The 23,580-nt window shown below is 42.4% G+C and carries 17 protein-coding genes; 1 reads left to right on the top strand and 16 read right to left on the bottom strand.

Annotation, left to right across the window (positions count from 1 at the left end):
• Positions 1 to 1,056, top strand: a 1,056-nt coding sequence (locus tag M0R21_12175; protein ID MCK9618577.1) for a DUF4143 domain-containing protein, incomplete at its 5' end; no start/stop codon positions are given.
• A gap of 23 nt (positions 1,057 to 1,079) precedes the next feature.
• Here the strand turns inward: M0R21_12175 and M0R21_12170 are convergent.
• The 16 genes from M0R21_12170 to M0R21_12095 all read right to left on the bottom strand — a co-directional run.
• On the bottom strand, positions 1,080 to 2,297 hold the full coding sequence (locus tag M0R21_12170) for a glycoside hydrolase family 99-like domain-containing protein (GenBank protein ID MCK9618576.1): 1,218 nt from the start codon (positions 2,295 to 2,297) through the stop codon (positions 1,080 to 1,082).
• Between the two features lie 414 nt (positions 2,298 to 2,711).
• The gene (locus M0R21_12165) at positions 2,712 to 3,818 is read right to left on the bottom strand and encodes a hypothetical protein (protein MCK9618575.1); all 1,107 of its coding nucleotides are present in this window, start codon (positions 3,816 to 3,818) and stop codon (positions 2,712 to 2,714) included.
• 488 nt (positions 3,819 to 4,306) lie between these two features.
• Complete coding sequence (locus M0R21_12160) at positions 4,307 to 5,446, bottom strand: glycerate kinase (GenBank protein MCK9618574.1); 1,140 nt, start codon at positions 5,444 to 5,446, stop codon at positions 4,307 to 4,309.
• A gap of 54 nt (positions 5,447 to 5,500) precedes the next feature.
• Positions 5,501 to 6,904 (bottom strand): FAD-dependent oxidoreductase, encoded by a 1,404-nt coding sequence (locus M0R21_12155; GenBank protein ID MCK9618573.1) that lies wholly within the window; start codon positions 6,902 to 6,904, stop codon positions 5,501 to 5,503.
• A gap of 20 nt (positions 6,905 to 6,924) precedes the next feature.
• Positions 6,925 to 8,253 carry an MFS transporter gene (locus M0R21_12150; protein MCK9618572.1) on the bottom strand — a complete coding sequence of 443 codons (1,329 nt, stop codon included), beginning with the start codon at positions 8,251 to 8,253 and terminating at the stop codon, positions 6,925 to 6,927.
• Positions 8,254 to 8,298: 45 nt separating this feature from the next.
• Complete coding sequence (locus M0R21_12145; GenBank protein ID MCK9618571.1) at positions 8,299 to 9,942, bottom strand: beta-N-acetylhexosaminidase; 1,644 nt, start codon at positions 9,940 to 9,942, stop codon at positions 8,299 to 8,301.
• A gap of 179 nt (positions 9,943 to 10,121) precedes the next feature.
• The gene (locus M0R21_12140) at positions 10,122 to 12,107 is read right to left on the bottom strand and encodes a carbohydrate binding domain-containing protein (protein ID MCK9618570.1); all 1,986 of its coding nucleotides are present in this window, start codon (positions 12,105 to 12,107) and stop codon (positions 10,122 to 10,124) included.
• Positions 12,108 to 12,290: 183 nt separating this feature from the next.
• Positions 12,291 to 13,877, bottom strand: a complete 1,587-nt coding sequence (locus tag M0R21_12135) for a hypothetical protein (GenBank protein ID MCK9618569.1) — start codon at positions 13,875 to 13,877, stop codon at positions 12,291 to 12,293.
• Between the two features lie 270 nt (positions 13,878 to 14,147).
• Positions 14,148 to 15,308 carry a hypothetical protein gene (locus M0R21_12130; GenBank protein ID MCK9618568.1) on the bottom strand — a complete coding sequence of 387 codons (1,161 nt, stop codon included), beginning with the start codon at positions 15,306 to 15,308 and terminating at the stop codon, positions 14,148 to 14,150.
• 15 nt (positions 15,309 to 15,323) lie between these two features.
• Positions 15,324 to 16,259, bottom strand: a complete 936-nt coding sequence (locus M0R21_12125; GenBank protein ID MCK9618567.1) for a hypothetical protein — start codon at positions 16,257 to 16,259, stop codon at positions 15,324 to 15,326.
• Between the two features lie 62 nt (positions 16,260 to 16,321).
• Positions 16,322 to 17,494 carry a hypothetical protein gene (locus M0R21_12120; protein ID MCK9618566.1) on the bottom strand — a complete coding sequence of 391 codons (1,173 nt, stop codon included), beginning with the start codon at positions 17,492 to 17,494 and terminating at the stop codon, positions 16,322 to 16,324.
• A 32-nt stretch (positions 17,495 to 17,526) separates the two neighbouring features.
• Positions 17,527 to 18,960, bottom strand: coding sequence for a sugar porter family MFS transporter (locus tag M0R21_12115; GenBank protein MCK9618565.1), 1,434 nt, complete (start codon positions 18,958 to 18,960; stop codon positions 17,527 to 17,529).
• A 13-nt stretch (positions 18,961 to 18,973) separates the two neighbouring features.
• Positions 18,974 to 20,119: a hypothetical protein gene (locus tag M0R21_12110; protein MCK9618564.1), complete on the bottom strand. Its 1,146-nt coding sequence runs from the start codon at positions 20,117 to 20,119 to the stop codon at positions 18,974 to 18,976.
• Positions 20,116 to 21,621 carry an FGGY family carbohydrate kinase gene (locus M0R21_12105; protein ID MCK9618563.1) on the bottom strand — a complete coding sequence of 502 codons (1,506 nt, stop codon included), beginning with the start codon at positions 21,619 to 21,621 and terminating at the stop codon, positions 20,116 to 20,118. Before M0R21_12105 ends, M0R21_12110 begins: the two co-directional genes overlap by 4 nt.
• A 5-nt stretch (positions 21,622 to 21,626) precedes the next feature.
• A complete protein-coding gene (locus tag M0R21_12100; GenBank protein MCK9618562.1) occupies positions 21,627 to 22,667 on the bottom strand; it encodes an alcohol dehydrogenase catalytic domain-containing protein in 1,041 nt (346 codons plus the stop codon).
• A 21-nt stretch (positions 22,668 to 22,688) separates the two neighbouring features.
• Positions 22,689 to 23,580 (bottom strand): hypothetical protein (locus tag M0R21_12095; protein MCK9618561.1); only part of this gene is annotated, 892 nt, incomplete at its 5' end.

Here is a 23,580-nt window from a genome sequence, read left to right as displayed (position 1 = left end):
AACGACCTTCTCTTTTTTGATGAAATTCAGGAATGTCCAAAGGCCATTATGGCATTGCGTTATTTTTATGAGGAAAATCCCGAATTGCATCTAATTGCAGCTGGTTCACTGTTGGAATTTGCATTGAAGGATATTTCATTCCCTGTTGGGAGGTTGCAGATGTTATTTATGCACCCCATGACTTTTGAGGAATTTTTACTCGCTAATGGGAAAGAGCTGATGGCTGAAAAAATTATGCAGGCGGAAAATCAGTTGTCTGATGCAATAATTGCTATGGTAAATGATGAAATGTATAAATATTTTGTTGTTGGAGGGATGCCGGAGTGTGTTGCAGCATTTGTGAACACTGGGAGTTTTATTGAAGCCATCAATATCCAGACTGATTTAATTGCCTCACTAAGGCAGGATTTTTCAAAATATGCTGGACATTCAGACAAAAGGTGCCTGAATTCCGTTTTAAGTTCTGTCGCCCGTAAAACAGGAGAACAAATAAAATATGCTGGTCTGGATGATAGTTATACAAACCCAACCATTAAGAAAGCTTTCGAATTATTGGAAACAGCCCGGTTGTTTACCAAAGTAGTTGCTGCTTCACCATCCGGTGTCCCGCTTGGGTCCAGTATTTCGGAGAAAAAATTCAAGACTGTTTTTCTGGATATTGGGTTACTGTCGAATTTATGTGGTTATTATTCCGATAAAATGATACAAAAACAAAATCTTAATGCAGCTTACAACGGAAAACTTGCTGAACAGTTTGCAGGACAGGAACTCCGTGCAGTGAGTGAAAATTTGTTCTATTGGAGCAGAGAAGCAAGGGGGAGTAGTGCTGAAACAGATTATTTAATTGAAAAGGAGGGTGAAATAATACCCATTGAAGTAAAAAGTGGTAAATCGGGAAGTTTAAAAAGCCTTCATCTCTTGTTGCATACATTTTCAAATATTAAAAGGGCTTTTGTATTCACCGAAGATAAATATGGAGAATTACCGGAACAAAAAATTAAATTTTTGCCCCTTTTTAATGTAGGTTCATTTTCGAACCCGAATCATTGGTCTTAAATACGATGCGTTGGCGGGGAGATCTATTTTAAGGACTCTTTAAATACCTCTTTTACAGCCTCCAGATACTTCATTCCATTTACCGTGTCAGGTTCCAGGTAGCTTCCTTCTGTCCATTCGTTCCAGCAATTGATGTTCATGATGCGTGGCCCATTCGGATCGGACAGTAATTTATCCTTTGTCATTTGTAATGCTTTCTTAAAATTTTCAGGAGTATTGTTACCGATTGTATTCATAAAAGGATAACCGACATTCGCCCATTCCGATTTCAGGTCGCATCGCGGTGTAGGGTCCCAACCCATCGAAACGTTTGGAAAATAAGGGACTCCATATTCTGTTTTTGCTTTGTCCCAATGTGAGAAATACCGGTCCCTCACCCAATTATAATCTGTTTGTGTATCGGGTAATTCTGTATGATGAATCCAGACATAAGAAGTAGCCGAATCGAACCCCAGCATTTTAATCAGTTCGGGCGTATTTGACGGCGCCTTCTCAACCGGAAGAATGGGGTTTCCCCAGGCAACCAGGTTCCAGTGAACACCTTTTAATCCGGCAGCAACGGCTTTTTCACGCATTCTATCCATCGCAGCTTTTGTAGCTTCCAGGCTGCCAAATCCTTCTACAAATTTCTGCACATCGTACACTGAAAAATAGGCTTTGCCATCTATTTTCCAGTAATTCGGTTTGGTGAAATATTCTTTGATCATGAAATCGCATATCTCATCAAATCGTTTGGGGGAAACTTTGCCGGGGTAAAGTAATTTTTGTGCTGCCCCACGTGAATAAGGGTGAATATCGACCCAGTCGTGGTTTGCCCACATGAGCCCGAATGTAATTCGTTCGCAGTTAGGCGCTTTCAGAAAACCTTCGTCGATGCAGCGGTTCAGGAAAGGACCATCTTCGTACATGTACCAGTCGAAGATAAAGCAGTCAATCCCATGATCTGCCGCGGCATCAATTTTCTTTGCCATTACCTTTGGGTCTTTTTCATCCACATAACCCCACAACGGGACATTGGGTTGATGATGCCCCGGGAATCTTGGCTGGGCCGCTTTTACAAGCTCCCATTCCGACCATCCGGCACCCTTGTTTATGATGTTCCGGGGATCGTCGGTATGATAATTTGCAAAATAATAGGCTGCTACTGTAATCTTTTCTGTATCTGGGTTAGCCTTTTTGCCCGAGTTGCAGGCTGCTAAAACGGCTAAAAGAATAAGTGCTAACGAAAGATTTATTTTCACAATTTAATTTTTATTGTAAAAAAAAAGAATTAACGAAATAAAAAAACCAGCCATTTAAGTCATATTCATATAAAAATACTTCTATTCTGCTGTTTTTCGTGGATCGAATAATTGTAGAAGCCAAACTTTGAATTGAGGGTGACCTTCCTTTGAATTACCGGCAGTAGCATAAATAAAAATTACCAATTGTTTATTCATTCTAAAATAATTTGTTCTGCACGAGTACTAATATAAAGGTCCTTCGTTCCATCATTATCCGCATTGGCCCAATAGCAGTTGTTTTCAGAAAAGCCGGAATCCAAATCGGGATCTTCATCGGCTAGGTCAATATGGGACTTGCCCCTGCGTTGCCTATTTTGTAAGCTATTATAGTTTGATTAGATATTTTTTATCTGTTCGTGCCAATCCAGCGTACTAATTATGATAGGCACTATGCTTTTTACACAGTTCGACAAACTTCAGCACCCTTTCAGGTGATACGTCATGTTGGATAATATGCGCCGGGGCAATCATGTAACCTCCACCTTTACCAAGGATGCTAATTTTTTCGATGATGTCGCGTTCCAGCTCTTCATCACTTCCATTGGGTAACAGATCCTGTTGATCGATAGCGCCCCAGAAAGCAAACTTTTCGCCAAAGTTATCCTTCATATCTTGTGGCAAATGCCCCGGAACACCAGGCTGAACTGGGTTAAACACTTCGAACCCGATCTCCCGGATGTCGTCGAGCAATTCGGCCACAGCACCGTCACAATGAAGGATAGGGATAATATCTGGCTTGGCTTCCTTGAAACGGTCGATCATTCTTTTGTAGAGAGGTTTTAGCTGCTCACGAAAAGTTTCCGGTGACATTATGAGACTGGCCTGTGTGCCAAAATCATCCCCAACCCAAATGGCATCTACCCCTATGTCAATCAAACGCAAGCCGATCCGGCACTGAAACTCTGCACAGGCTTCAAACAATGGAACCACATATTCGGTTTCCATCATCATGTCGACCAGTAGTTTCTCCATGCCCACCAACTGCTGTGCCAGGGAAAAAATGGTCACTTCGATATCCCCAATAATCAGGTAATCGTTTTTGTATTTTTTCACCAATGCTTCAGCGTCCCGAAAACGGCCGGGTGCATCCGGATCGGGAAATCGGTAAGCATCAATGTCAGCCTTCGTTTCAACATGGGCCAACGGATATTCAAGCACTTCCACATAAACATCCCCCTGGCGCATCCGCATCTGGTATTCATTGAGCCAGGTGCCATTGTCATCTTTCAATATACGGTAATCATCCGAAACGGATGCACCTATAACCACAACATCGCTGCCCAAGGCAAGCCGTATTTCATTGGCGCTAATGCGGTAGGTCACATCTTCATAAAGATTCTCGGTATAATGGACCGGAATACCCAACTCTTTTCCGAAATGGTCGGACAGTTGTTTACAAAGGTCAAATTGGACAGGGACCCGGTCGGGCAATCCGGACAACCGTTTTAAGGCTTTCAATACACGTTCTCTTGAGTTCATTGATTTTAATGTGTTAGACTACCTAAGCCTTCGATAGGCTCAGATAAAAATGTTACTGACTTATAAAGAATAAAAAATTATTTACAGAAAGTTTCAATCGGATGTTTATTGTATGCATGGGCAGGAAATCAATCTATATTATGGTATTTTTCGGAGTGTGAAATTCATTTTTGAAATCCATGCTTTTATCATATACGGAACTGACGCAGGGAAACTGAGAATAGTAAAAATAAAGTTATTCGTTACATGGTTTCGATATCTAATTTTTGAGTTTTTTATTTAGATAGGGAACAATCGTTTTCATTGAATCATTTAATTAACCAAATTTCCAAAACTCATCTATTCCGGTAATTTTCCTGGATTGAACAATTGCGGAAGCCAAACCTTGAATTGAGGGTGACCTTCCTTTGAATAACCGCCAGAAGCATAATGGAACCAAACAAAAATCCTAAAAATTTAGCCATAATGAGATATTTTTTATTAATTAACTAAGGTCTGCCGAAAAACTGTAATGTCCTCATGATTTGCTCCGTGGCTTTAGTCAGCAATCCTGCTGCACACGATATGGATTTTTTAAGGCTCATTGGTTTGTCCCCAATTGCAAAAACAGCAGTTATTCCATTTTCATGGAGAAGGTCCAATCCTCCCTCCACCATTCCGGCCAGAGCAATAACTGGCACTTGATACTTTTTCGCAATCTGTGCTATACCGCTAACGGTTTTGCCATATGGCGTCTGCGAATCAATTTTACCTTCAGCAGTAAAAACCAACGATGCTTTGCTTATTTGTTCTTCCAGATTGGTGAGTTGATTAACCAATTCAAATCCTGAAACTATCCGGGCGTTGCAGAATGCCATCAAGCCTGCACCCAAACCACCCGCAGCACCTGCTCCTGGAATTTCAGCAAAATTACTCCCGAATTCTTTCTGCAGAATTTGAGAAAAATGGGTCAGGTTTTTTTCGAGCGTTTCGAGCATTTCTGGAGTTGCGCCTTTTTGTGGACCGTAAACACGAGTTGCGCCGGAAGTCCCTAAAAGCGGATTCTCCACATCGCAGGCTACTATAATTTTCACGTTTCGTAATTGGTCCTGAACTTCTGAACTGTCAATAGAATGAAGTTCTCCCAATAAGCCACCTCCAAATCCGATTGGGTTTCCGTGTAAATCCAGAAGTTTGAACCCGAGGGCTTGTGCCATTCCTGCACCCCCGTCGTTGGTTGCACTTCCGCCAATGCCAATGACAATTTGGGTATAGCCTGCTTCTATCGCAGCTTTCAGGAGCAGTCCTGTTCCGTAAGTCGAGGCAGTTAACGGATCTCGCTGTACCGGAGGAATCAATTCGAGGCCAGAAGCCGCCGCCATTTCGATCACAGCAGTTTTACCATCGCCTAGCATTCCGTAGAATGATTGAATTGGTTGGTTCAAGGCATCGACTGATGGCGTCTTAATCAGCTTTCCATTAGTTGCTGATATCAATGCCTCTACAAGACCTTCGCCCCCATCGGAAAAAGGGATGCTGGTGATTTCAGCATCAGGAACTACAAGCCTTATGCCCTCAGAAATGGCCTTTGCTACTTTGGTTGCCGATAAACATTCTTTAAACGAGTCGGGAACTACTACAATGTGCATAAATTTTGGTTATTTGCTATCGGGTTAGAAAGAATGAACTTTATCTTTGTCCTGCTAGTAAACTCCGTCAAGAATGACACCAGAATGCCGTAATGCTTCCCTTAGGACTTTGATGGGAAGTTCGCGGACATCTTGTCCCTGTTGCAACAGAGTCGCAGCGATCCCGATAGCATGTCCCATGCCCATACATGACCCCATTACACGAAGTGATCCGTTAGCATCGCGGTCAGAAGAAACGCATCTCCCTGCCACAAGTACATTGCCCAACCCTTTCGGCAAAAGACAACCCCAAGGGATATCGTAAGATCCGCCGTTTGCTACCGGAATGCGAATCTGCCCTGTTCCGTCCTGGTGGATGTCTACATGATGACAGCCTTTGGCTACGCCTTCAGTACTCTTCTTTCCTTCGAGGACTTCAGATCCGGTAAGGGAGTATTCTCCAACTATCCGCCGGGTTTCGCGAATGCCCAGACGTGGAGCGGTTGCAGCAAGGGTTGCATCCTGAAAACCTGGCACATGGGTTCTCATAAATTCAGTGCATTGCAGAACCTGTTCCATCAGTATTCCAAGTGTACCGGAGAGTGCAGCAGTGTCGGTCGCGTCGATGTTCGCAACCCGGGTGGCATTAAGGCAAACCTCTTTGCGCGCCTTGGATGTAGGCTGGATCATTATGAGCGCTGTAGGGAAAAGGTCGCCCTTACGGATTGCATCGCCCATGAGTGGGCCATTTCCTTTGAGAAATACAGCAGGTTGCCCTTGCCGGTAAAGCGACTCGGCGAGTTCCACATCGGTTCGTCCGGCACGCATCGTTTCACTTTCACCAAGCGCCAAAGATTCAGGGTTCTTACGAGCAAAATCCAGCAAAGGCTCCGTTTCCACACCACTAAGCCGAAACATCAGCGATACGGGTTGAAACGCACCCGCACCACCTCCTTTAACAAATGATGCACCGGACAACACAGATAGATCGCCATCGCCGGAACAGTCGAGAAATACACCGGATTGAATTTCGGTAAGCCCTGATTTATTCATGACAGTCAGTGAGTAGACCCGACCTGCTGTTGCATTGACCCCACATACAAAACTATGCAGCAAAAGATCAACCCCATATCGATTTAAAACTCTGACAATGGCAATCTTCATAATTTCCGGATCAAACGCTACATAGTAGATGAGGCGATGATCATTGACCCGCCCGATGTAGCCGCCCAAACGGGTACATTCGTCGAACAGTTCACGGCCAATTCCGCCCATAATCCATTCTCCACGGGCATTAACTGCTCCGTCAACCGGTATCCCGCTGATCAATTCGCCACCGGGAACAGAACCCGATTCAATGAGAAGGGTGCTTTTACCAAATTTGGCTGCGGCAGCTGCGGCAGTCACGCCGGCAGCACCCGCTCCAACGACCACAACATCATAATTCGTTAAGTTTCGGGATGTTTTTAAAGAAGTCATATCCATGATATATGTTGGTATTAGTTTGACAAGGTTGTGTCCGAATTCGCCTTGGAAGTTGTCTTGTGAAAAGTCAGCACACTGCCGGTCTTTCGCACAGTTAATATGAGAATGATAAAAGCTGTCATGTGTAATAACCCGATTCCGGTGAAAACTGGTATATATCCAACGGAAGCGATCAACCTACCCGCAATCAGGGTGGTGACAATGCCACCAAGGCTTCCTCCAATGGCAGTCAGCGACAGCAGGGTTGCCAGGTTCTCACGATTGATGCTTTCCGAAATCAATGTCAGTTGGTTAGACATCCAGCAGGCCTGAGAAGCCAGTAACACGGCAATCAGCCCAACCGATAACCAGATGCTATCTGTACGCACGGCCACCAATGCCAATGGTGACAAACAGGCAGAGACCAACATCAGCGTACGTCGGGCCTTGAAGGATGGCCATCCGCGCCGGATCAGCCAATCGGAGAGTGCACCTCCACCCGGTCCTCCAATATCAGCAGCCAGAAAAGGTATCCATGCAATCAATCCCACCATAGCAAGAGAAAAACCCCGGGCGTTCTGCAAATAGTCAGGAAACCAGAATGCGAAGAAGAATGTGATCGAATCGGTAAGAAAACGTATCGTGATAAAACCAATACAAAGTGGATGCTGCAGGAGTTGCCACATCGAAAGTCCCTTTGATGCTGATCCGGATGAACCGCGCTGCCCGAGGATGATTGTTCGTTCTTCGGGCAGCAGGCGTGGGTGTGATTCAGGTGAATAATAGTGACGCCACCAGAAAATTAGCAGGATGATGCCGAACACGCCCGTGGAAATAAAACCCCAGCGCCAACCAAAATGCAAAGTCAGGAGAGCAATTATTGGAGGAGCCAGTAGTGCCCCTACTACATTACCGTTAGAGAATACCGCCATGGACAAACCCCTCTCACGTGTTGGAATCCATTCAGCGACAGCCTTAACTCCGGCCGGGCTGTTGAAACTCTCCCCCAGACCCAGCAAAAATCGAAACACAACCAGCGAAATCCAACCCCATGCCAATGCATGGAACATACTTATCATCGACCAGAATCCAAGTGCAACAGCCAATCCAATCCTGACCCCAACTTGGTCGAGTATTTTTCCTGAAAAGGTATAACCAATCGTGTAAGCGACAAGAAATGAGGTCACGATATATGAATACTCCACCGATCCAAATCCCATGGCCTTTTTGAGTGTGGGCGCCAGGATGGAGAGTGACAGTCGGTCGAAGTTATTCACTACCGCAGTGAAAAACAACAATACCACAATGCCCCACCGTTTATGACGGAGAAGGTAACCCCGAATAGCTTGTTGTTTAAATGGCATGTTTCTTAAAATTAAGCTTTGCCAGGGTGTTTTTATTTGCTGATATCATTTAACAGCACTTTTGCAATAGTTGATCCCCATCTGGTCATATCTTTTCATGAACATCTGAATACGATGGGAAAAATCTTCCCAGTTTCTGACCTCCCTTGAACTCCACAATGATTCAGACATCGCTGCGATACGTGGGAAAGTCATGTATTCTGCATGTTTGATATTCGGAACATACTCTGTCCACAGGTTGGCTTGACCACCCAGAATATGTTTGGCAGCCCAGGCATCCAACTCCCGAGGAACCGGATTGAATTCGTAAACCTTTCTCATTGGCAAATATCCTCCAATTGCAGGGGGTTCCTGATCTTTAGGTCCCTGATAATAATCAAAATAGCATTCTGAAGTCGGAGTCATCACTACATCATGCCCCTGATTGGCAGCATCGATCCCTCCCTGAATTCCACGCCAACTCATCACCGTTGCTTGCGGAGGGAGACCACCTTCCAGAATTTCGTCCCAACCAAGCAAAACCTTGTTTTTCGAATTGATGAACTTTTCGATGCGTTTGATGAAATAGCTTTGAAGTTCACCTACATTTTTCAGACTTTCGGTTTTGATCCGTTTTTTGCATTTCGGACATTTTTCCCATTCAGTTTTGGTAGCTTCATCGCCTCCAATATGGATGTACTTAGATGGGAATAATTCGATGACTTCGCTCAGTATATCTTCGATAAACAGAAAGGTTGAGTCCTTACCGGCACAATAGATATCAGTAACAGGCCAAACGCCTCCGGGTAGAACAGTAAACGGACCGCCTGTGCATGAAAACTGGGGATAGGCAGCCAGGGCCGAGGTTACGTGTGCAGGCATTTCAATTTCCGGAACTACAGTGATGTAACGGCTTCGGGCATAGGCAACAATGGATTTGATATCGTCCTGGGTATAAAAACCACCATATGTTGCTTTTTCCCCGGCTTCCTGTTTAGGTCGCGAGTTCCAGTTTTTGTCTTCGCGGTCAACACGCCAGCCTCCTATTTCGGTGAGTCTGGGGTATTTTTTTATCTCAATGCGCCATCCCTGATCGTCAACCAGATGCAGATGAAGTGTGTTTATTTTGTGAAGGGCCAGGTTGTCGATCATTCGAAATACATCTTCTTTCGGAAAGAAATGACGCGAAACATCGAGCATATAGCCCCGCCATTTAAAAGAAGGGTTGTCAGAAATACTAATGGCCGGTACCAGCCAGTCGACTTTTTCCTGTTTCCGGCTGTTTTCGATTTCGACAGGAAGCAATTGCCGTAAGGTTTGTATGGAATAAAAGAAGCCTGCTGCTTTTGCCGCCTTTATTTCGATACGGTTTTTCCGGACCTCCAGCATATAACCTTCATCGGACAATGACTGTTCGGTTTTGAAATAAACCTGATTCGATCCTCTGTGGCCTCCCAGCTTAATCCGGAGTTTCCATCCGGCCGCTTTTTCGAATAAAATGGCCAGCTGACCGGCAATAGCTTCCTGGTCACTATTCTCAACAATCAGCTCGGTAGTTTTACTAAACTTAAAACTGGATTCACCCAAGGTCATCTTCTGAACCTGCGGGATAAGGGAAATTTCTTCTTTTGTAAATGTTTTGTTTGGCTTGCAGCTAAAGATAATAGCACAGCAAAACAAAATAGCAATTACTGTAAAGTTATGTTTCATGCGTATATAATTTGTTTTTTAATGGTCGCATGGAATACCCACATATTCATTTTCGGTTGGTGTGAACATATTCTCATGGATATTTCATTTGAGGTTACTGTTAATTTATATAATAAAGTGCGTTCGACTCATATGTGATTTAGTTTTAAGGGAACTTTTTAAATATTTAGTTTTGCTGTTTATTTTAATAATTCAATCCTGAGAATATTAACCGAATTACCAGGGAAAGTATAAGTAAAACTACTTCCGGCAGTAAATGTGCCTGCCGACGGTACAACTTTGGTCGGTTCTGAAATTGAGTTTTCAGCATCCAGCAGGCCTGTTAAAACAGCAGAATGTCCGACTGATTTAACTTTATTTGCCCCTTTTAAAATAATATTTACTGTTTCGGCCGTGCCTTTGTTGTTGACAACTTTCAAAAGGACATCATTTTTGCCGGATTGCGTATCAAGTGACGTTGACCACAAGCAATTCCCCTTATTTTGGGTGAAAGGCAAAATGTGAGTTCCCTGGTTATCGGTAAACAGCATTTTCTGCATGTAATAGGAAGGGGATGCAAAGCAAGAAACTGCATCGTTCCATACAATACATGGCCCAAAATTGCCATGACCGACAAGCCCGGCATAATTTCCATATCCGGTCCACCACATACGTTCAGAATTCTTCTCACACCCCAGCATAAAGGCAGCGTCCCCAAGTGCATCTCCAAAATTGCCTATTATGTCCCCTCCATTTCCTTTGATAGAGGTTGCATATTCGGCAACACATATTTTTTTGCAGGCCGGATCGATGCTGTCGTATTTATTGTATAAAACTGACAGATCTTTCAGGTAGAAATGTTCATCAGTAAAATCAACCGAATTCCCGTAAGTATGAGAAAATAGATTATTCTGAAGGTTGCCATTCCACATGATCTTCATGTTAGGATAATGTGCCAATACTGAATCGTGGATCATCGCATAACGAGGACTATAGTCATTTGCGGAGGTCCACCCATTTTCATTGCCTATTTCAATGTATTTCAGATTGTAAGGTTTCGGATGGCTGTTTGCAGCGCGTTTTGCTCCCCACACTGTTGAAGTTGATCCATTGCAATATTCCAGCAAATCCAAAATATCGTCAATGATGGGTTGCATTTTATCAATCGGACAAAGGGCATACCATTCCGGCAAATCAGGCCTTTCATCAATTCCGGCTGAAGTAACATAAACCGGTTCAGCTCCCAAATCTTCACACAACTGAAAATATTCATCCAGACCAAAATAAAGATCGTTTTTATACCACCAGCGGTTTCTTGTAGAGCCGGGTCTTTCCTCAAGGGGACCGATTGAATTCTTCCAGTTCCAACTTTTCTCCATGGTAGCAGACTCAGCAGTGCAGCCTCCCGGAAATTGAATATATTTGAGTTTTAAAGCATCCATCTTTTCAGCCAAATCGGGACGAAGGCCATTTGGACGGTTTTTCCAGGTTGGAGGCATAACGGTAACTACATCGAAAAACAGATCACCTGTTGTTGAAGCATACAATACAAAACGGTTGGCGCCGTTAACTTTCGTGATACCGCTGGTAGTAAGTTCACAAGTAAAATGCTGCCAATTTGTAGTTGGCTTAAAGTCGGGTGAATTTGCGTAAACCGTACCGTCATTGCTTTCCAGTTTTGCTTTTATGGTTCCGTCGAAATTAGGGCCCGATTTGGCCCAGAACGAAACTTTGTATTTTGTCTTGTTGTCCAATCTGATACCCCAGTAACCGCTATTTGCCATCCCAACACTTCCCGAAGCCACCGAAGTAACCTCAAGTTTAATACAGCGTTCCTGATGGCTGTTCAGCATACCTGTGTCGCTGGAAGTTTGACTAAATAAGTTGCCATTAGAGGATCCGGATTTTACCAGAGTCCAATTCGATATTGGATTTTTCAGTTCCTCAAAGGAAGGATTATTAATTAACTGGGCATACAAACCACCCTGAATCTGGTAATTGAATTCTTCAATTTGCTGGCCCCTGCAAATTGGGGCAACTGTGGCACCTGGCTTTGAAACGTCAACAATGCAACTTGAATTGACAATTTGTGCTTGTATCGGTTCCCCAATAGACCAAAGGCTTATCAACGCCAGACTCATTTTGAAAAGGTTAAAAAACCGCATCTGATTTGTAAATGAATTCATCGTGTAAATTATTATATTGTATTTTATTCCGTTTTACTGGCACTTCTTAAATTTTCAACATTTATTTTTTGTCGTCTTGAACAAGATGATGGTCAGTAAAACTATTAAACAGGAACTCTATTAAAAACTATTTTGCTTTCAACTTATAACACTTGGGTTGCATAAAATGCTTTGAATACTTTCTCACTTCCATACTGAATTAATCATCTCCAACGTTTTTTCAACTAGCTCCTGACCACCTTCGGGGCCTATCAGATTACTTGCAGGATCAGCGCCATACGCCCCACCGGCAACTGAACGTGACGAGGGCAGATAAGTTCCACTTCCGCTAAGCTGCACCAAAAATGTCTGAATTGCCGGGCTGCGCCCTTTTATGCGCATACCAAAATCAAGATAAAGTTCAAAAGGATTGGTTGCAAAAACGACATCTCCTATTCGCAGAACATGAATTTCAGTCGCCATTTTAGGCTGCCTCTTCTCCAGTTCGTAACGTTCCTTGACAAGGTATCCTCTTTCCATCATTCTGTAAGTTTGGGTAACATCCTTATACCAATGAGGCTTTTCCCTTATACTGGGATTCTTTTTAATCTCAAGTAACATTTGTTCGTACTTAATCTTCCATTCTGCTGCTTTTTTCAGGGCACTGTCTACCTCACTGATGCCAATATGCCTCCGGGTAAGATTTACTTCCGACATACGATGATCAACCACTGGGTTCCATTCTATGTTCTCTTTCATATACGGTAAGACAGAAGTAACAGCATCAGCGATCCGGATTGCCACCTGTTTTCGTTGTTCCATACGTTGAAGGTCAATTCCGATAGCGCTATCCCGTTGCATTATACGCTGCATCCGTTCTTCCGCCTTTTTCCCGACCAGCATATCCGGGGATTGATCACCAGCTGAACTGCATTGTGGTAAAAAATAAATACCCTTACCTAAACGCTGACTAAGTTCTTTACGCGTATCGTGCCAAAAATCGGCGCTTATCTTATACAAAGCACTAGTAACCTGTGATGGGCAAGCTATGTTTATTACGACGCCTGTCAGTTTTCTTTGATTATTCCAGGTATAAAGCAAATTAACAGAATGATCTTCATATCCTTCAACATGGCTGAATACTGGTCTGTTAGTTCCGCCATACATCATTGCGTTCCCTGAGAAATCCACTTCAACACGGTTATGACCTACTACAGCCTGGCCCAATCCAAAACTTATTCCACCCGGTTTGCGACTCTCCCATGCCTCTCGGGCTGCTTTTGCAATACGTTCGGAAATATATTTTACGCAGGCTGAGGGCGACAAAGCGTCAAGCTCAATGCCATAAATTTTCTTCGAATCAATATACGAATTGAGATAAGGAGCTGTATGTGTATGTGTTGCATTCATGAATATCCGTTCAGACCGAAGTTCAGGTAACGATTCTTTTAGCAGATTCCTTACATTATCCAATAAATTATCACTGGATCCTTCTTCATTAAAGTCATTAATATTAATCAGATCGCAACTGACCATGATTACTTTTTGGGAAGATTGGCCCTTACCGGATTCTATGGCTAATGCCGTTACTGTGAGCGGATCCAAAATAGCTTCAGAAACACGGGCATGAAATTGTCCCCTGAGAAGCGCTGACTTGGCCGGCGTTATATCGGCGGAAGCCCATCCTATTTTGATTCCTGCTACAGAAGAAGGATTTTCTGGTTTCATTCGTGAATTGCAGGAACAAAAAAATACCGGAATTATGATCAAATAAATTAAATGCTTCTTCATGTGTTTATAAATTTTCGACGTGAGGTTGTTTTCATTTTTTTCTCGTTATTTTTATTTATTTCCAGATTCAATTTTAATCGCTTTCAAATACGCATCTCCATTCTTATTTATTTTATTTAAAGATTATCCTTCAAAATTTAAATTTTTACTTTGTGTTTGCATAAGTTATTGAGTTTATTGTTATAGTCCGAAAAGCTTTAAAAATAATACTCTTTAGACGCCATTGGGCAATAGAGCTTGAAAACTCTCTGCCCCTCAAACCAAATCCAATTATTCCAAATCGTATCTTTTAGATATAACTTTTTCGACACTTCTGCGAACCGCACTTACGATGTTGTTAGCTGTTTTCAGCGGATCCCATTTTACGAATTCATATCCGCCGTTGCCGTCCATCCCCAAAGTATCCAATACGAATGAACTGAGCATAATGCCTCGCAAATCAGTTACTCTTTCAAATAATTTGCCGTAATATTCATCCATTAATATGGGTGCGCAATCTTGCAGCTGTATGGTAACCTTCCCACCAATCGCCTTATATAATTTTTCAAAAGCATCGAAATTGCCAAGCGGTGAATTGTTTATTACTCGAATATTTTTAATTTTCAACAGGGATTCTCCCATTTGTGAACCATTTCCACAAAAATGGATACTACCCCCACCAAAGGTTTCAAAGATTCTTGAATAATATGGGACAACAAATTCTTCATAATGTTCGGGGCTAATCATCACAAGGTCATCGTCAGAAAGCCATATCCCTACTCCTTTTGGAGACCACACACCCTGCAATCCATTACTTGCATCTAGTGGCTCTCCAATATGCTTCTTTTGCACCTTAACCCAATTAATCAATGTTTCAGTAATTATCTCCATCAAATCTTTCACCAAATTAGGTTCCTCATACATCCATACATAAACCTCCGTACCACACAGCTGACGAAGTGTACAAAGTGGGCTATTCATGTCTGTCAGACCAATTGGTAAGTCGCTATTTTCTTTTGCATAATCAATAAATTTCAAGACCAATGACATCCATTTTTCCTTGTATGGATCAGGCATTTTCATTTTTGCGGCATCCTTAGGAGAATTTATTAACGTTGAGATGACTGAGGGATCATTTCCAGCACCAAAGTCTAACGTATATTCACATCCAAAAGAAGCTGCTAAAATTCCGGTTCCAAACCATGGCATAAAGTATGGGATTGTATCATCATTCACTAATGACAGATGTTTTAAGAACCCATCTTCCTGAAATTTCACCATACTGGCTGGATTTGAATAATAATCCGTTTGTCTCGGATTGTTTGCAAACTCGAAGTAACAAGGTGTATTAATTATCACCGGAACATCTTCCGGCGATTTCACTTCTTCTCTATTAAAAGCCCTTGTTACTTTTTCGCACCTTTTTGTAAGATCAAAATCTCTCCAGTTCATAATTTTATTTTTAAATCAAATGCTCACTTTAACATACCATTTATATTTACCCAAAGCCGGCACATGACTAATCTGTCCGTATTTTTTAGCCACGTCGGGTCGGTCATAGCAAACGGTGCAGGGTTCAATAAAAATATTATACAAATTATTCCATCCGTTTTCATTCATCAGAATTCCAAGGTATGGCACTGTATCAACAGAAAATGAAATTTTTATTTTCTTTTTGTTGTCAGGATAAATAAGTTCGCACCATCCGTTCTTCAATTTATTTACGAAATAATATTTTTCAAAACCCTTTGAATCTAATGGTCTACAGATATCGGCCCTGAATTTATTTCCATCTTTATCTTTATTTTCCGGCCAGTTATTGATGTCTCCAAATTTACCGTTGCCGGAAGTTATAATAGTAACGGTTTGTGTACAGTCATCTGGTACCATAACCCTTGCACTTTCTTCAATATTGATCATAAAATGACCAGCCCAGAGGAATTCAAAATCAGATTCGCTATTGTTCGTTAATTCATAATCAATCCGCAATGTGTTTTCATTCGTGAATGATATATTTTTTTTTAATTCATACGGAAACCGGACGCCTTTTACCCACATGCTGAATGAGTCTTTATTTATTTTGTAATTCCAGGGCAAGGGCCAAACTTCGCCGTGGTCAGCCATTTTGATTCCTTTCCAGGGTTCTTTCCCATAGTGGCACAAATCTATTGTCGGGAACATATCGTCATTTCCGCTGCATTCGCCTTTTACATATACACCGTCATAAGGTTGATCAAGATAAGTTGCGCCATCGCGTTGAACCAGAAATTCATAACCTTTTTCTTTGCTGATTAAAGATGCCAGTTTGCCTCCAGGTTCAGGAAGAAATTCCGCACGAATCCTGCTGTTTTCAAGCACAATGCTTTCTTTATTCTTATATTTCAAATGGGTAATTGACACCATTATTAAAAATTTAACGTATAATATAAGAACATGCCCGTTCCTGTTCCGTGCATGTTATTCTGTTAAGTGTAGCTTCCAAATTCCCGGCAGGCATCGGCCATGGCGTGTAAATTGTCGTAGGGTGTGTCATCGAAGCAGAAGTCGGTGGTTGAAAGTATCCAATTACCACGCGGCATAACTGTCTCCAACACCCGGCGTACCCTTTCACGCACCTGTTGGGGAGTAGCTGTTTTCAAAAAATTCAACTGGTCAATGTTGCCACGCAATGTCAAGGTAGGGCGCAGCGCCGCCAGAGCCTCTTCGAGTACAACGTCCCCATAGGGTGGGGGTGTCAAATAGCCCCAACAATCAATTTCTAAATCATTGTAATAATGCATGATACGGGCAGCATCACCGCAATTGTGATAAATAACGAGTCCTCCCATCTCATGTATTGCGCGTACCAGGCGATTCTCATTTTCCAAAATGTACTTTTGAAAGATGTCCGGTCCCACCTGGCCTGACCAATGCCCTCCAATTTCAATTATATCGGCTCCGGCTTCGAGCATCTTTTTCGCCCGCGCAATTAAGCGCGGCAGGAAGTAATCTACCATCTCCTGGTAAAAAACAGGATCCTGAATCGGGTCGATCAGGATATCTTCAAGTTTTCGGAATAAACCCAATATATTGAAAGAACCGTAGGTGCAGGTATCTACCAGGCCCTTATCACCAGTGGCTTGCCGGGCGCGACGGATCAGACTAGTGTCCATACGATCAGCAGCCGGTGCATAGCGTCGCAACAGTTCGAAATCGTCAGGGGTCTTGATCAGGTACTCCTGAGTTCCTGAAACAATCAGATATTTAGAAGTACGGTCATGCTTTTCAACGTGACGCAAGACACCACCCGGCGTGCGAATAGTGACTGTGCGCAGCAATTCATCTTCACCATTGTACTGGTCGGCAACCGTTACATTCCAATTTTCATCTTTATTCAAAAGACTCTGATCGAAGGTCGTATTTCCTCCCCACATATCCCATACACTGCCCAATACGTGCAAGACATCAAAGCCGAAATAATCACAATATTCGACAAACTTTTCGATGGGGTCAAAATCGGGCGGGTTAAAAAAAGTCGCGATTTTGGGCGTATACCCGAACATTTCATAAATCGCGTTGAAATACGTAAATGGAGCCACCGGGACACGATCGGTAGGTTCATGACGTAAAGCCTTAAATAGTCGCTCTCTTCCGTTCATATGATCTATATAGTTAAATCTAACAATTTGTTTTAACCAATGTATTCATTAATTGCCTGTTTCTGCTCAGGAATCGTCTCTTTTTCCATATTTTTAATTTGAATTTTCTTTAACCAGAATGCGGAAATCTGCTCCAGGCTTTTCCCTTTTGTTTCGGGTAATACAAACCATACAAAAACGGATGTTATCACGCATACAAGGGCGTATATCAGAAAAATCCCAAATTCTGATCCAAATATTTTCTCCGACAGATTGGACAATGGAGGGAACAATTGGTTAACCATAACCGTCGAAACCCAGAGCACTACTGAAGCGATGGACATGGCCACACCCCTGATCCGGGTTGGGAAAATTTCTGCCATGATGAGCCATGCCAAAGGGGCCAAACTAACACTATAGGCTCCTATTGATAGAAACATCATCAACAAGAGGTAGATACCCTTCATTTTAAAATAGAAGAATAAACTGGTACAAACCATTCCTACTGCCATAGCCAGCGTACCAACAATTAGAAGTTGCCTTCTTCCAACCCTTTCGACCAGCCACAAGGCAAAAATGGTACAAAGAACCAACCAGCCAGCCAACATCACAGATTGCAATATAGCATCAGAAGCATATACAAATCCGGCCTTTTGGAAAATTAGCGGAGCGTAAAGAAGCATTGGTGTAGCGCCACTCCATTGCGAAAAAAATGCGAGGCATACGGCAATTATCAAAGCAAGCCGGATGCCCTTCTGAAATAATTCAGAAAATTTACCGGATTCAGACTGAATAGAATCTTCTATTTCTTTCATTTCGGTTTGTGCAACTGATTCACCATTAATTCTTTTTAAGACAAGGTATGCTTCTTTTTTACGGTCCTTTTTGATCAGCCACCTGGGACTTTCCGGTATGACAAATAATCCTCCGATAAAAAACAGGATAGGGATGCTTTGAGAGGCGAACATCCACCGCCAGCCGAGATTGAATGACATAAAATAGGACACAATTATTGCTGAAAGCAAACCTATACAGATGGCAAATTGATTAAGCGTAACCAACCTTCCCCTGATAGAAGACGGCGCTATTTCTGCAATATACATGGGAGATACAATGGAGGCCAGGCCGACTCCCAATCCACCTATTATTCGAAAAACATTGAAAACTCCTATTGAAAGGGCAATTGCCGTGAAAATTGTTGATAAGCCAAATAAGATGGATGAGAAGAATAATGCTTTTTTCCTGCCAAACAAGTCGCAAATGGTTCCTCCCAGTAATGCGCCAAACACACATCCTATTTGGGCGCTGCTCATAACAAAACCAAGGTTGGCGCCTGTCAGGTTGAATTCTTGTTTCATAAAAATGATTGCCCCCGATATGATAGAAATATCATATCCGAATAAAAAACCGCCTACCGCCGCTACCATAGATATAATGTAGACATACAAATTGTTTGGTTTCGAGGAGAAATTATTTTTCTTGTTCATAGGTTTTCTTTAATTATTGGTAAATCCTATATTTTTTTGCCGCTTCAAACATGGCAACAATATTTTCAGCCGGGGTATCCGATTGAATATTGTGACCTGGGCCGAAGACATAACCGCCGTCTTTACCCAAAGTTTTCATCAGCCGTTCTGTCTCCGCATAGATTTCGTTTTTTGTTCCATTTGGAAGGGTGTATTGTTCGTCGAAAGCGCCCCAGAAAATTATCCTGTCGCCAAATTTTTCTTTCAGAAGAGCAGGATCCATATCTTTTGCGCGGGTCTGAACCGGGTTGAGAATATCCACTCCTGTTTCGATCAGATCGTCAATCAATGGAATGATGGAACCGCAGCAATGGAGCATGATCTTTGCATCGGTTCTTTCATGGATGAATTTAAAAATAGCGCTGTGGTAAGGTTTCAGGACTTCCCTGTAGGTTTCAGTATCCATTTGCGGTCTATCCTGCATCCCTAAATCATCGGCATAGCAGATTACCTGGGCATATTTCCCAACCTGATCAATATAGTTTTTGAAAAATGTTTTCTGCAATTCCAGTAACCGGTCGAACAGGAATCTTAAAAAATCAAAATTCATCAGAAGATCGCAAGCGAGATTTTCGTAACCTCTTAATTTTTGTGATGTTTCGTAGAATCCTGGAACACCAAAATCAGCAACTATGGCATACTTACTGTTCTCAAAAAGATCTTTCGCTTTATCCTTTAATCCATAATATAGTGCAGGATTATTTGCATCAGGCAACTGCATTCTCTCCAAATCATCTATTTTAGCTTCCCTTAAAGGATTCTCTATTACATCAAAATATTCATGAGGCACTGCTTTTTTCAGCTTCATTCCAAAACCATCGTAGTAAGTATTGTTGATGATGTCTGGTGGTATTACATTTAGCGATATTCTGCGAAAATCCGATTCAAAGAGATTCTTAAGCTGGTCGCAGGGCTCCACAGTACCCATAGTGTAATCAATTATTGTGTCATTATCATCGAAAATATTTAAATATTTTTTCAATTTTTTATGCGCTTCAATATCAAGGCAGGTAACTACGGTTCCACCGAAATCAACTGGCACTTTGTCTGCTTCCTGATGATTGAAAACTCTTTTTACCCGGTCTCTGCTTGTTAGCTTTTTTCCTGATGTTGTTTTCATATTTTTCTTATTTTCGCCAATAATGAATAAATCAGTTTGTATTTATCTAATTGCTTTTTATATTTCAAATGCATTTCCTTATCGGGAGAAATGGTGCTTTTTAATTGCAGGGTTTGTTTGACGGCATCTTCAGCATTTTTGTAAATACCGGCTGCAATACCTGCAAGCATTGCCGCTCCCTGACAGACAGCTTCGGGATGACTAAGCAGTTGAAAGGATTTGTTTGCAATATCAGCACGAAGTTTTAGTGTAAATTCAGATCGGGTATTTCCGCCAAAAATTCTAACATTTTTAATTTTACCTGTTATTTCTTCCAACGCCGAAATGTTCTCTGCAAGCTCGCATGCAAGGCCTTCAAAGATTGCTTTGTATAGATGATATTTATCCGATGAAGAAGTCAATCCAATAATAGACCCTGTTGCATTAGCATCCCAGTGCGGGTTGCAGGATCCTACTAAATGAGGAGTCACAAGAATCCCGGTAGGCTCAGTGATTGATTCAATTGTCTTATTTAATAAGTCAAAAACGTTATTGTTCTCTTTTTCAGCATTCATTTTATCATTTTCGCAAAACTGATTGATGAACCAATTGATGATAAAGCCTGCCGGGAAAAAAGCCAGCGTAACATACTTATTGGGAACGACATGACAATATGAATTAAGATTATATTTATAAGCCTGATCCGTATTGTATGGTTTGTCTGAAACAGCAACAAGACATTCGTAAGTGCCAGCGGAATCGGAAGTGTCACCCGATGCAATCACTCCAGCCCCCAATGCACCACAGGGCTGATCGTGTCCTCCCAAAGCTACAACTGTTCCTTCCATTAATCCGAGCTGTGATGCTATTTCTTTGGATAGTCTGCCTACAAGGGTGCCGGATGCAGCAAGGATTCCGAATTTTTCTTTTGGAATGTCGCAATGTGTCAGGATTTTTTCCGACCAGCAATGGTTGTGGATATCAAAAGCCATAGTTCTCGAAGCAAGCGAGTAATCTGTGTATGGAAGCAAATCCAGTTGTGTCAAAATGTAATCGCCCACACTCAGGAATTTATCTGTCTTTGCATAAATCTCTGGTTTGTTTTTTCTGATCCACATGATCTTGTTTAAGGAGAACATGGCGTGCAATGGAACACCGGTGATTTTATAGATTCGTTTTTTTCCAAATGTTTTATCCCACCATTCGGCTTCTCCCGCGGCACGATTATCGGAATTCATTATCGCCGGGCCTGTGGTGTTCCCATTTTTGTCGACGGGTATGGTTGTTTCGCCATGAGAACTGATGGCGAGGGCTTCAACAGGATCATTCTTTACCCGTTCGCTCAGCAAACGAATGACCTTGAATGCTGCATCCCTGAATACCATTGCATCTATCTCAACCATTGATGGGCCAATGTTTACGGTGGAGTAGGATTGGCTTTCACTTGCCAATTCAATTCCCGAAATGCTGAATATGACGCCTTTGCAGCTACTTGATCCAATATCTATTCCCAATAGGCTCATATTCGTTAATCGTAAGTAAGCATTATTTTAAAAAAGGGTTCTTTCCTGCTATCGATCATTTTGAAGACTTCTTTTATTTCAGAGATTTTGAAATAGTGAGTGATCATCCCTTTCGTGGAAATTTTCCCTTTTCCCATGAGGTCAATCATTTCTTTGTAATCCTGCGGAACATACATGGTGGTTCCGGAAATCCTTAATTCATGCTGAACAAAATCGGGCAGGTGCGGGATGCAGTATTCGTTCTGTAGCACGCCGATGATTACAATGCGGGTACCGCGCCGGGCAATCTTGAGAATTTCATCAAATGCTTTTCCTTTTTCCCCAACACAATCATAGAATACATCCACGTCTTTGGCATTGCCGAAAAGACGCGTTAATCCCTGTTCGAGTGTTTCTTTCCTTACATTTATTGTTCCATCAGCACCCAGTTTTTTTGCCAGATTTAATCTCCATTCATCAAGATCGGCAATAATTACTTTTTTGGCACCGAGAACCTTGCAACTTTGCATGGCGAATATTCCTATAGGCCCGGCACCGACAACAAGGGCGATATCGCCGGATTTTATTTCGCCGCGCTTCGCACCGTGATAGGCGACACAGGCAGGTTCCACCATTGCAGCATCATCCATGGTCATCGTATCGGGGATAGGAAGCACCATTTTAGCATCCACACATACATAATTAACATGAGCTCCATCCGCCTCGGCTCCCATGCATTTCAATTCTTCGCAGAAATTGTAGGTTTCTGTCTGGCAGGGTTTGCACTTTCCGCAGACAACATGAGGAATAGCGGTTACACGAATCCCTTTTTTCAGATGCTTCACGTTTTCCCCAAGTTCTTCAATGGTACCTGAAAACTCATGTCCCATGATCAGTTGTTTTTTTGCATAAGGATGCAAACCCCTGTAAATAGTTGGATCAGAACCGCATACACCGCAGCGTTCCACTTTTAAGAGTATTTCATCTTTCCCGGGATTAGGAATACCGGTCTGGTCTATTACCAGTTCCCCTGGTTTGACCAATGTTATACGAATCATTTTTCCCATAATCTGTTTAATTAAAAAATATTAAGCGCCTCTGACACCCTTTATACCAAGAAAATAACAGAACCACTCCAAAGCGTCGGCAACTTTGGCATCGTGAATTAAAGAGCCATGATGCACGATCCCGTTTTCAATCATTTTATTTTCCCAATCGAATACATCTTTCACTTTCACCCAGCCATAGGCCCCTCTCACGAATGGTGGAATGTCGACTACTTCGCCCGATCCATAGAACATGTTGAATTGTCCGTCGTATTCGACCAATCGGGCGCATGTAACCGGACCGGGTTTCAGGCGGAATTCGAGGGCACCGTGACAGGTGGGGCACCATTGTATCATTCGTTCGTTTCTTACCAATTTGGGTTTGCAATCTTTGGCACAGATACTGCGCGGAGCGTTACCACAATGCCATGCCAGCCAAACGTTTTCCTCGGTTGGATGCAAATCGGTCCAGTCGATGAATTGCGGGGCTGTAATGTTTAACCCGGCGCTGTTTATAGCATGCATGGTTGCTGCACCCGGAACATCTACTTCACAGGCTGTCAGCATTCCCCGTTCATTTAAACGGCCAATCACAGAACAAACTGAAATTCCGATTCGCTCCTGAACCCTTGTCCAGCAGTTGATTGCAAGCGAATCGACATCAAGTTCTTTGGCGATTCCTAGAAATCCGTATTCTGCTTTTGCGAGGTTTTCGATATCGTTTTTCTGGTTTTCTGAAACATCAACATCTTTTGTAATTTCAGCCATGATCCTTTGCACTTCGGGATTTTTCCCGTCTACTTTTTCGATGCGTGTCAGAACAGTGTCAAGGTCCATCGGAACAACCATCTGTGCGAATTGCTTCTGCATGGCTTGTTCACTAAAGTTTTGCGATTCGAATAATTGGGGCCTTGTACCAAGCTGCCCTATTTTA

The sequence above is a fragment of the Lentimicrobiaceae bacterium genome, assembly GCA_023227965.1.
GTDB lineage: Bacteria > Bacteroidota > Bacteroidia > Bacteroidales > JALOCA01 > JALOCA01.
This window is presented reverse-complemented; position numbering and strand designations above follow the sequence as displayed.

Excerpts from the sequence above, each read along its gene's own strand:
- M0R21_12135 (MCK9618569.1), bottom strand. The coding sequence starts at position 13,877 with ATGAAGAAGCATTTAATTTATTTGATCATAATTCCGGTATTTTTTTGT.
- M0R21_12155 (MCK9618573.1), bottom strand. The coding sequence starts at position 6,904 with ATGACTTCTTTAAAAACATCCCGAAACTTAACGAATTATGATGTTGTG.
- M0R21_12160 (MCK9618574.1), bottom strand. The coding sequence starts at position 5,446 with ATGCACATTGTAGTAGTTCCCGACTCGTTTAAAGAATGTTTATCGGCA.
- M0R21_12125 (MCK9618567.1), bottom strand. The coding sequence starts at position 16,259 with ATGGTGTCAATTACCCATTTGAAATATAAGAATAAAGAAAGCATTGTG.
- M0R21_12165 (MCK9618575.1), bottom strand. The coding sequence starts at position 3,818 with ATGAACTCAAGAGAACGTGTATTGAAAGCCTTAAAACGGTTGTCCGGA.
- M0R21_12140 (MCK9618570.1), bottom strand. The coding sequence starts at position 12,107 with ATGAATTCATTTACAAATCAGATGCGGTTTTTTAACCTTTTCAAAATG.
- M0R21_12150 (MCK9618572.1), bottom strand. The coding sequence starts at position 8,253 with ATGCCATTTAAACAACAAGCTATTCGGGGTTACCTTCTCCGTCATAAA.
- M0R21_12130 (MCK9618568.1), bottom strand. The coding sequence starts at position 15,308 with ATGAACTGGAGAGATTTTGATCTTACAAAAAGGTGCGAAAAAGTAACA.
- M0R21_12110 (MCK9618564.1), bottom strand. The coding sequence starts at position 20,119 with ATGAAAACAACATCAGGAAAAAAGCTAACAAGCAGAGACCGGGTAAAA.
- M0R21_12115 (MCK9618565.1), bottom strand. The coding sequence starts at position 18,960 with ATGAACAAGAAAAATAATTTCTCCTCGAAACCAAACAATTTGTATGTC.
- M0R21_12120 (MCK9618566.1), bottom strand. The coding sequence starts at position 17,494 with ATGAACGGAAGAGAGCGACTATTTAAGGCTTTACGTCATGAACCTACC.
- M0R21_12100 (MCK9618562.1), bottom strand. The coding sequence starts at position 22,667 with ATGGGAAAAATGATTCGTATAACATTGGTCAAACCAGGGGAACTGGTA.
- M0R21_12105 (MCK9618563.1), bottom strand. The coding sequence starts at position 21,621 with ATGAGCCTATTGGGAATAGATATTGGATCAAGTAGCTGCAAAGGCGTC.
- M0R21_12145 (MCK9618571.1), bottom strand. The coding sequence starts at position 9,942 with ATGAAACATAACTTTACAGTAATTGCTATTTTGTTTTGCTGTGCTATT.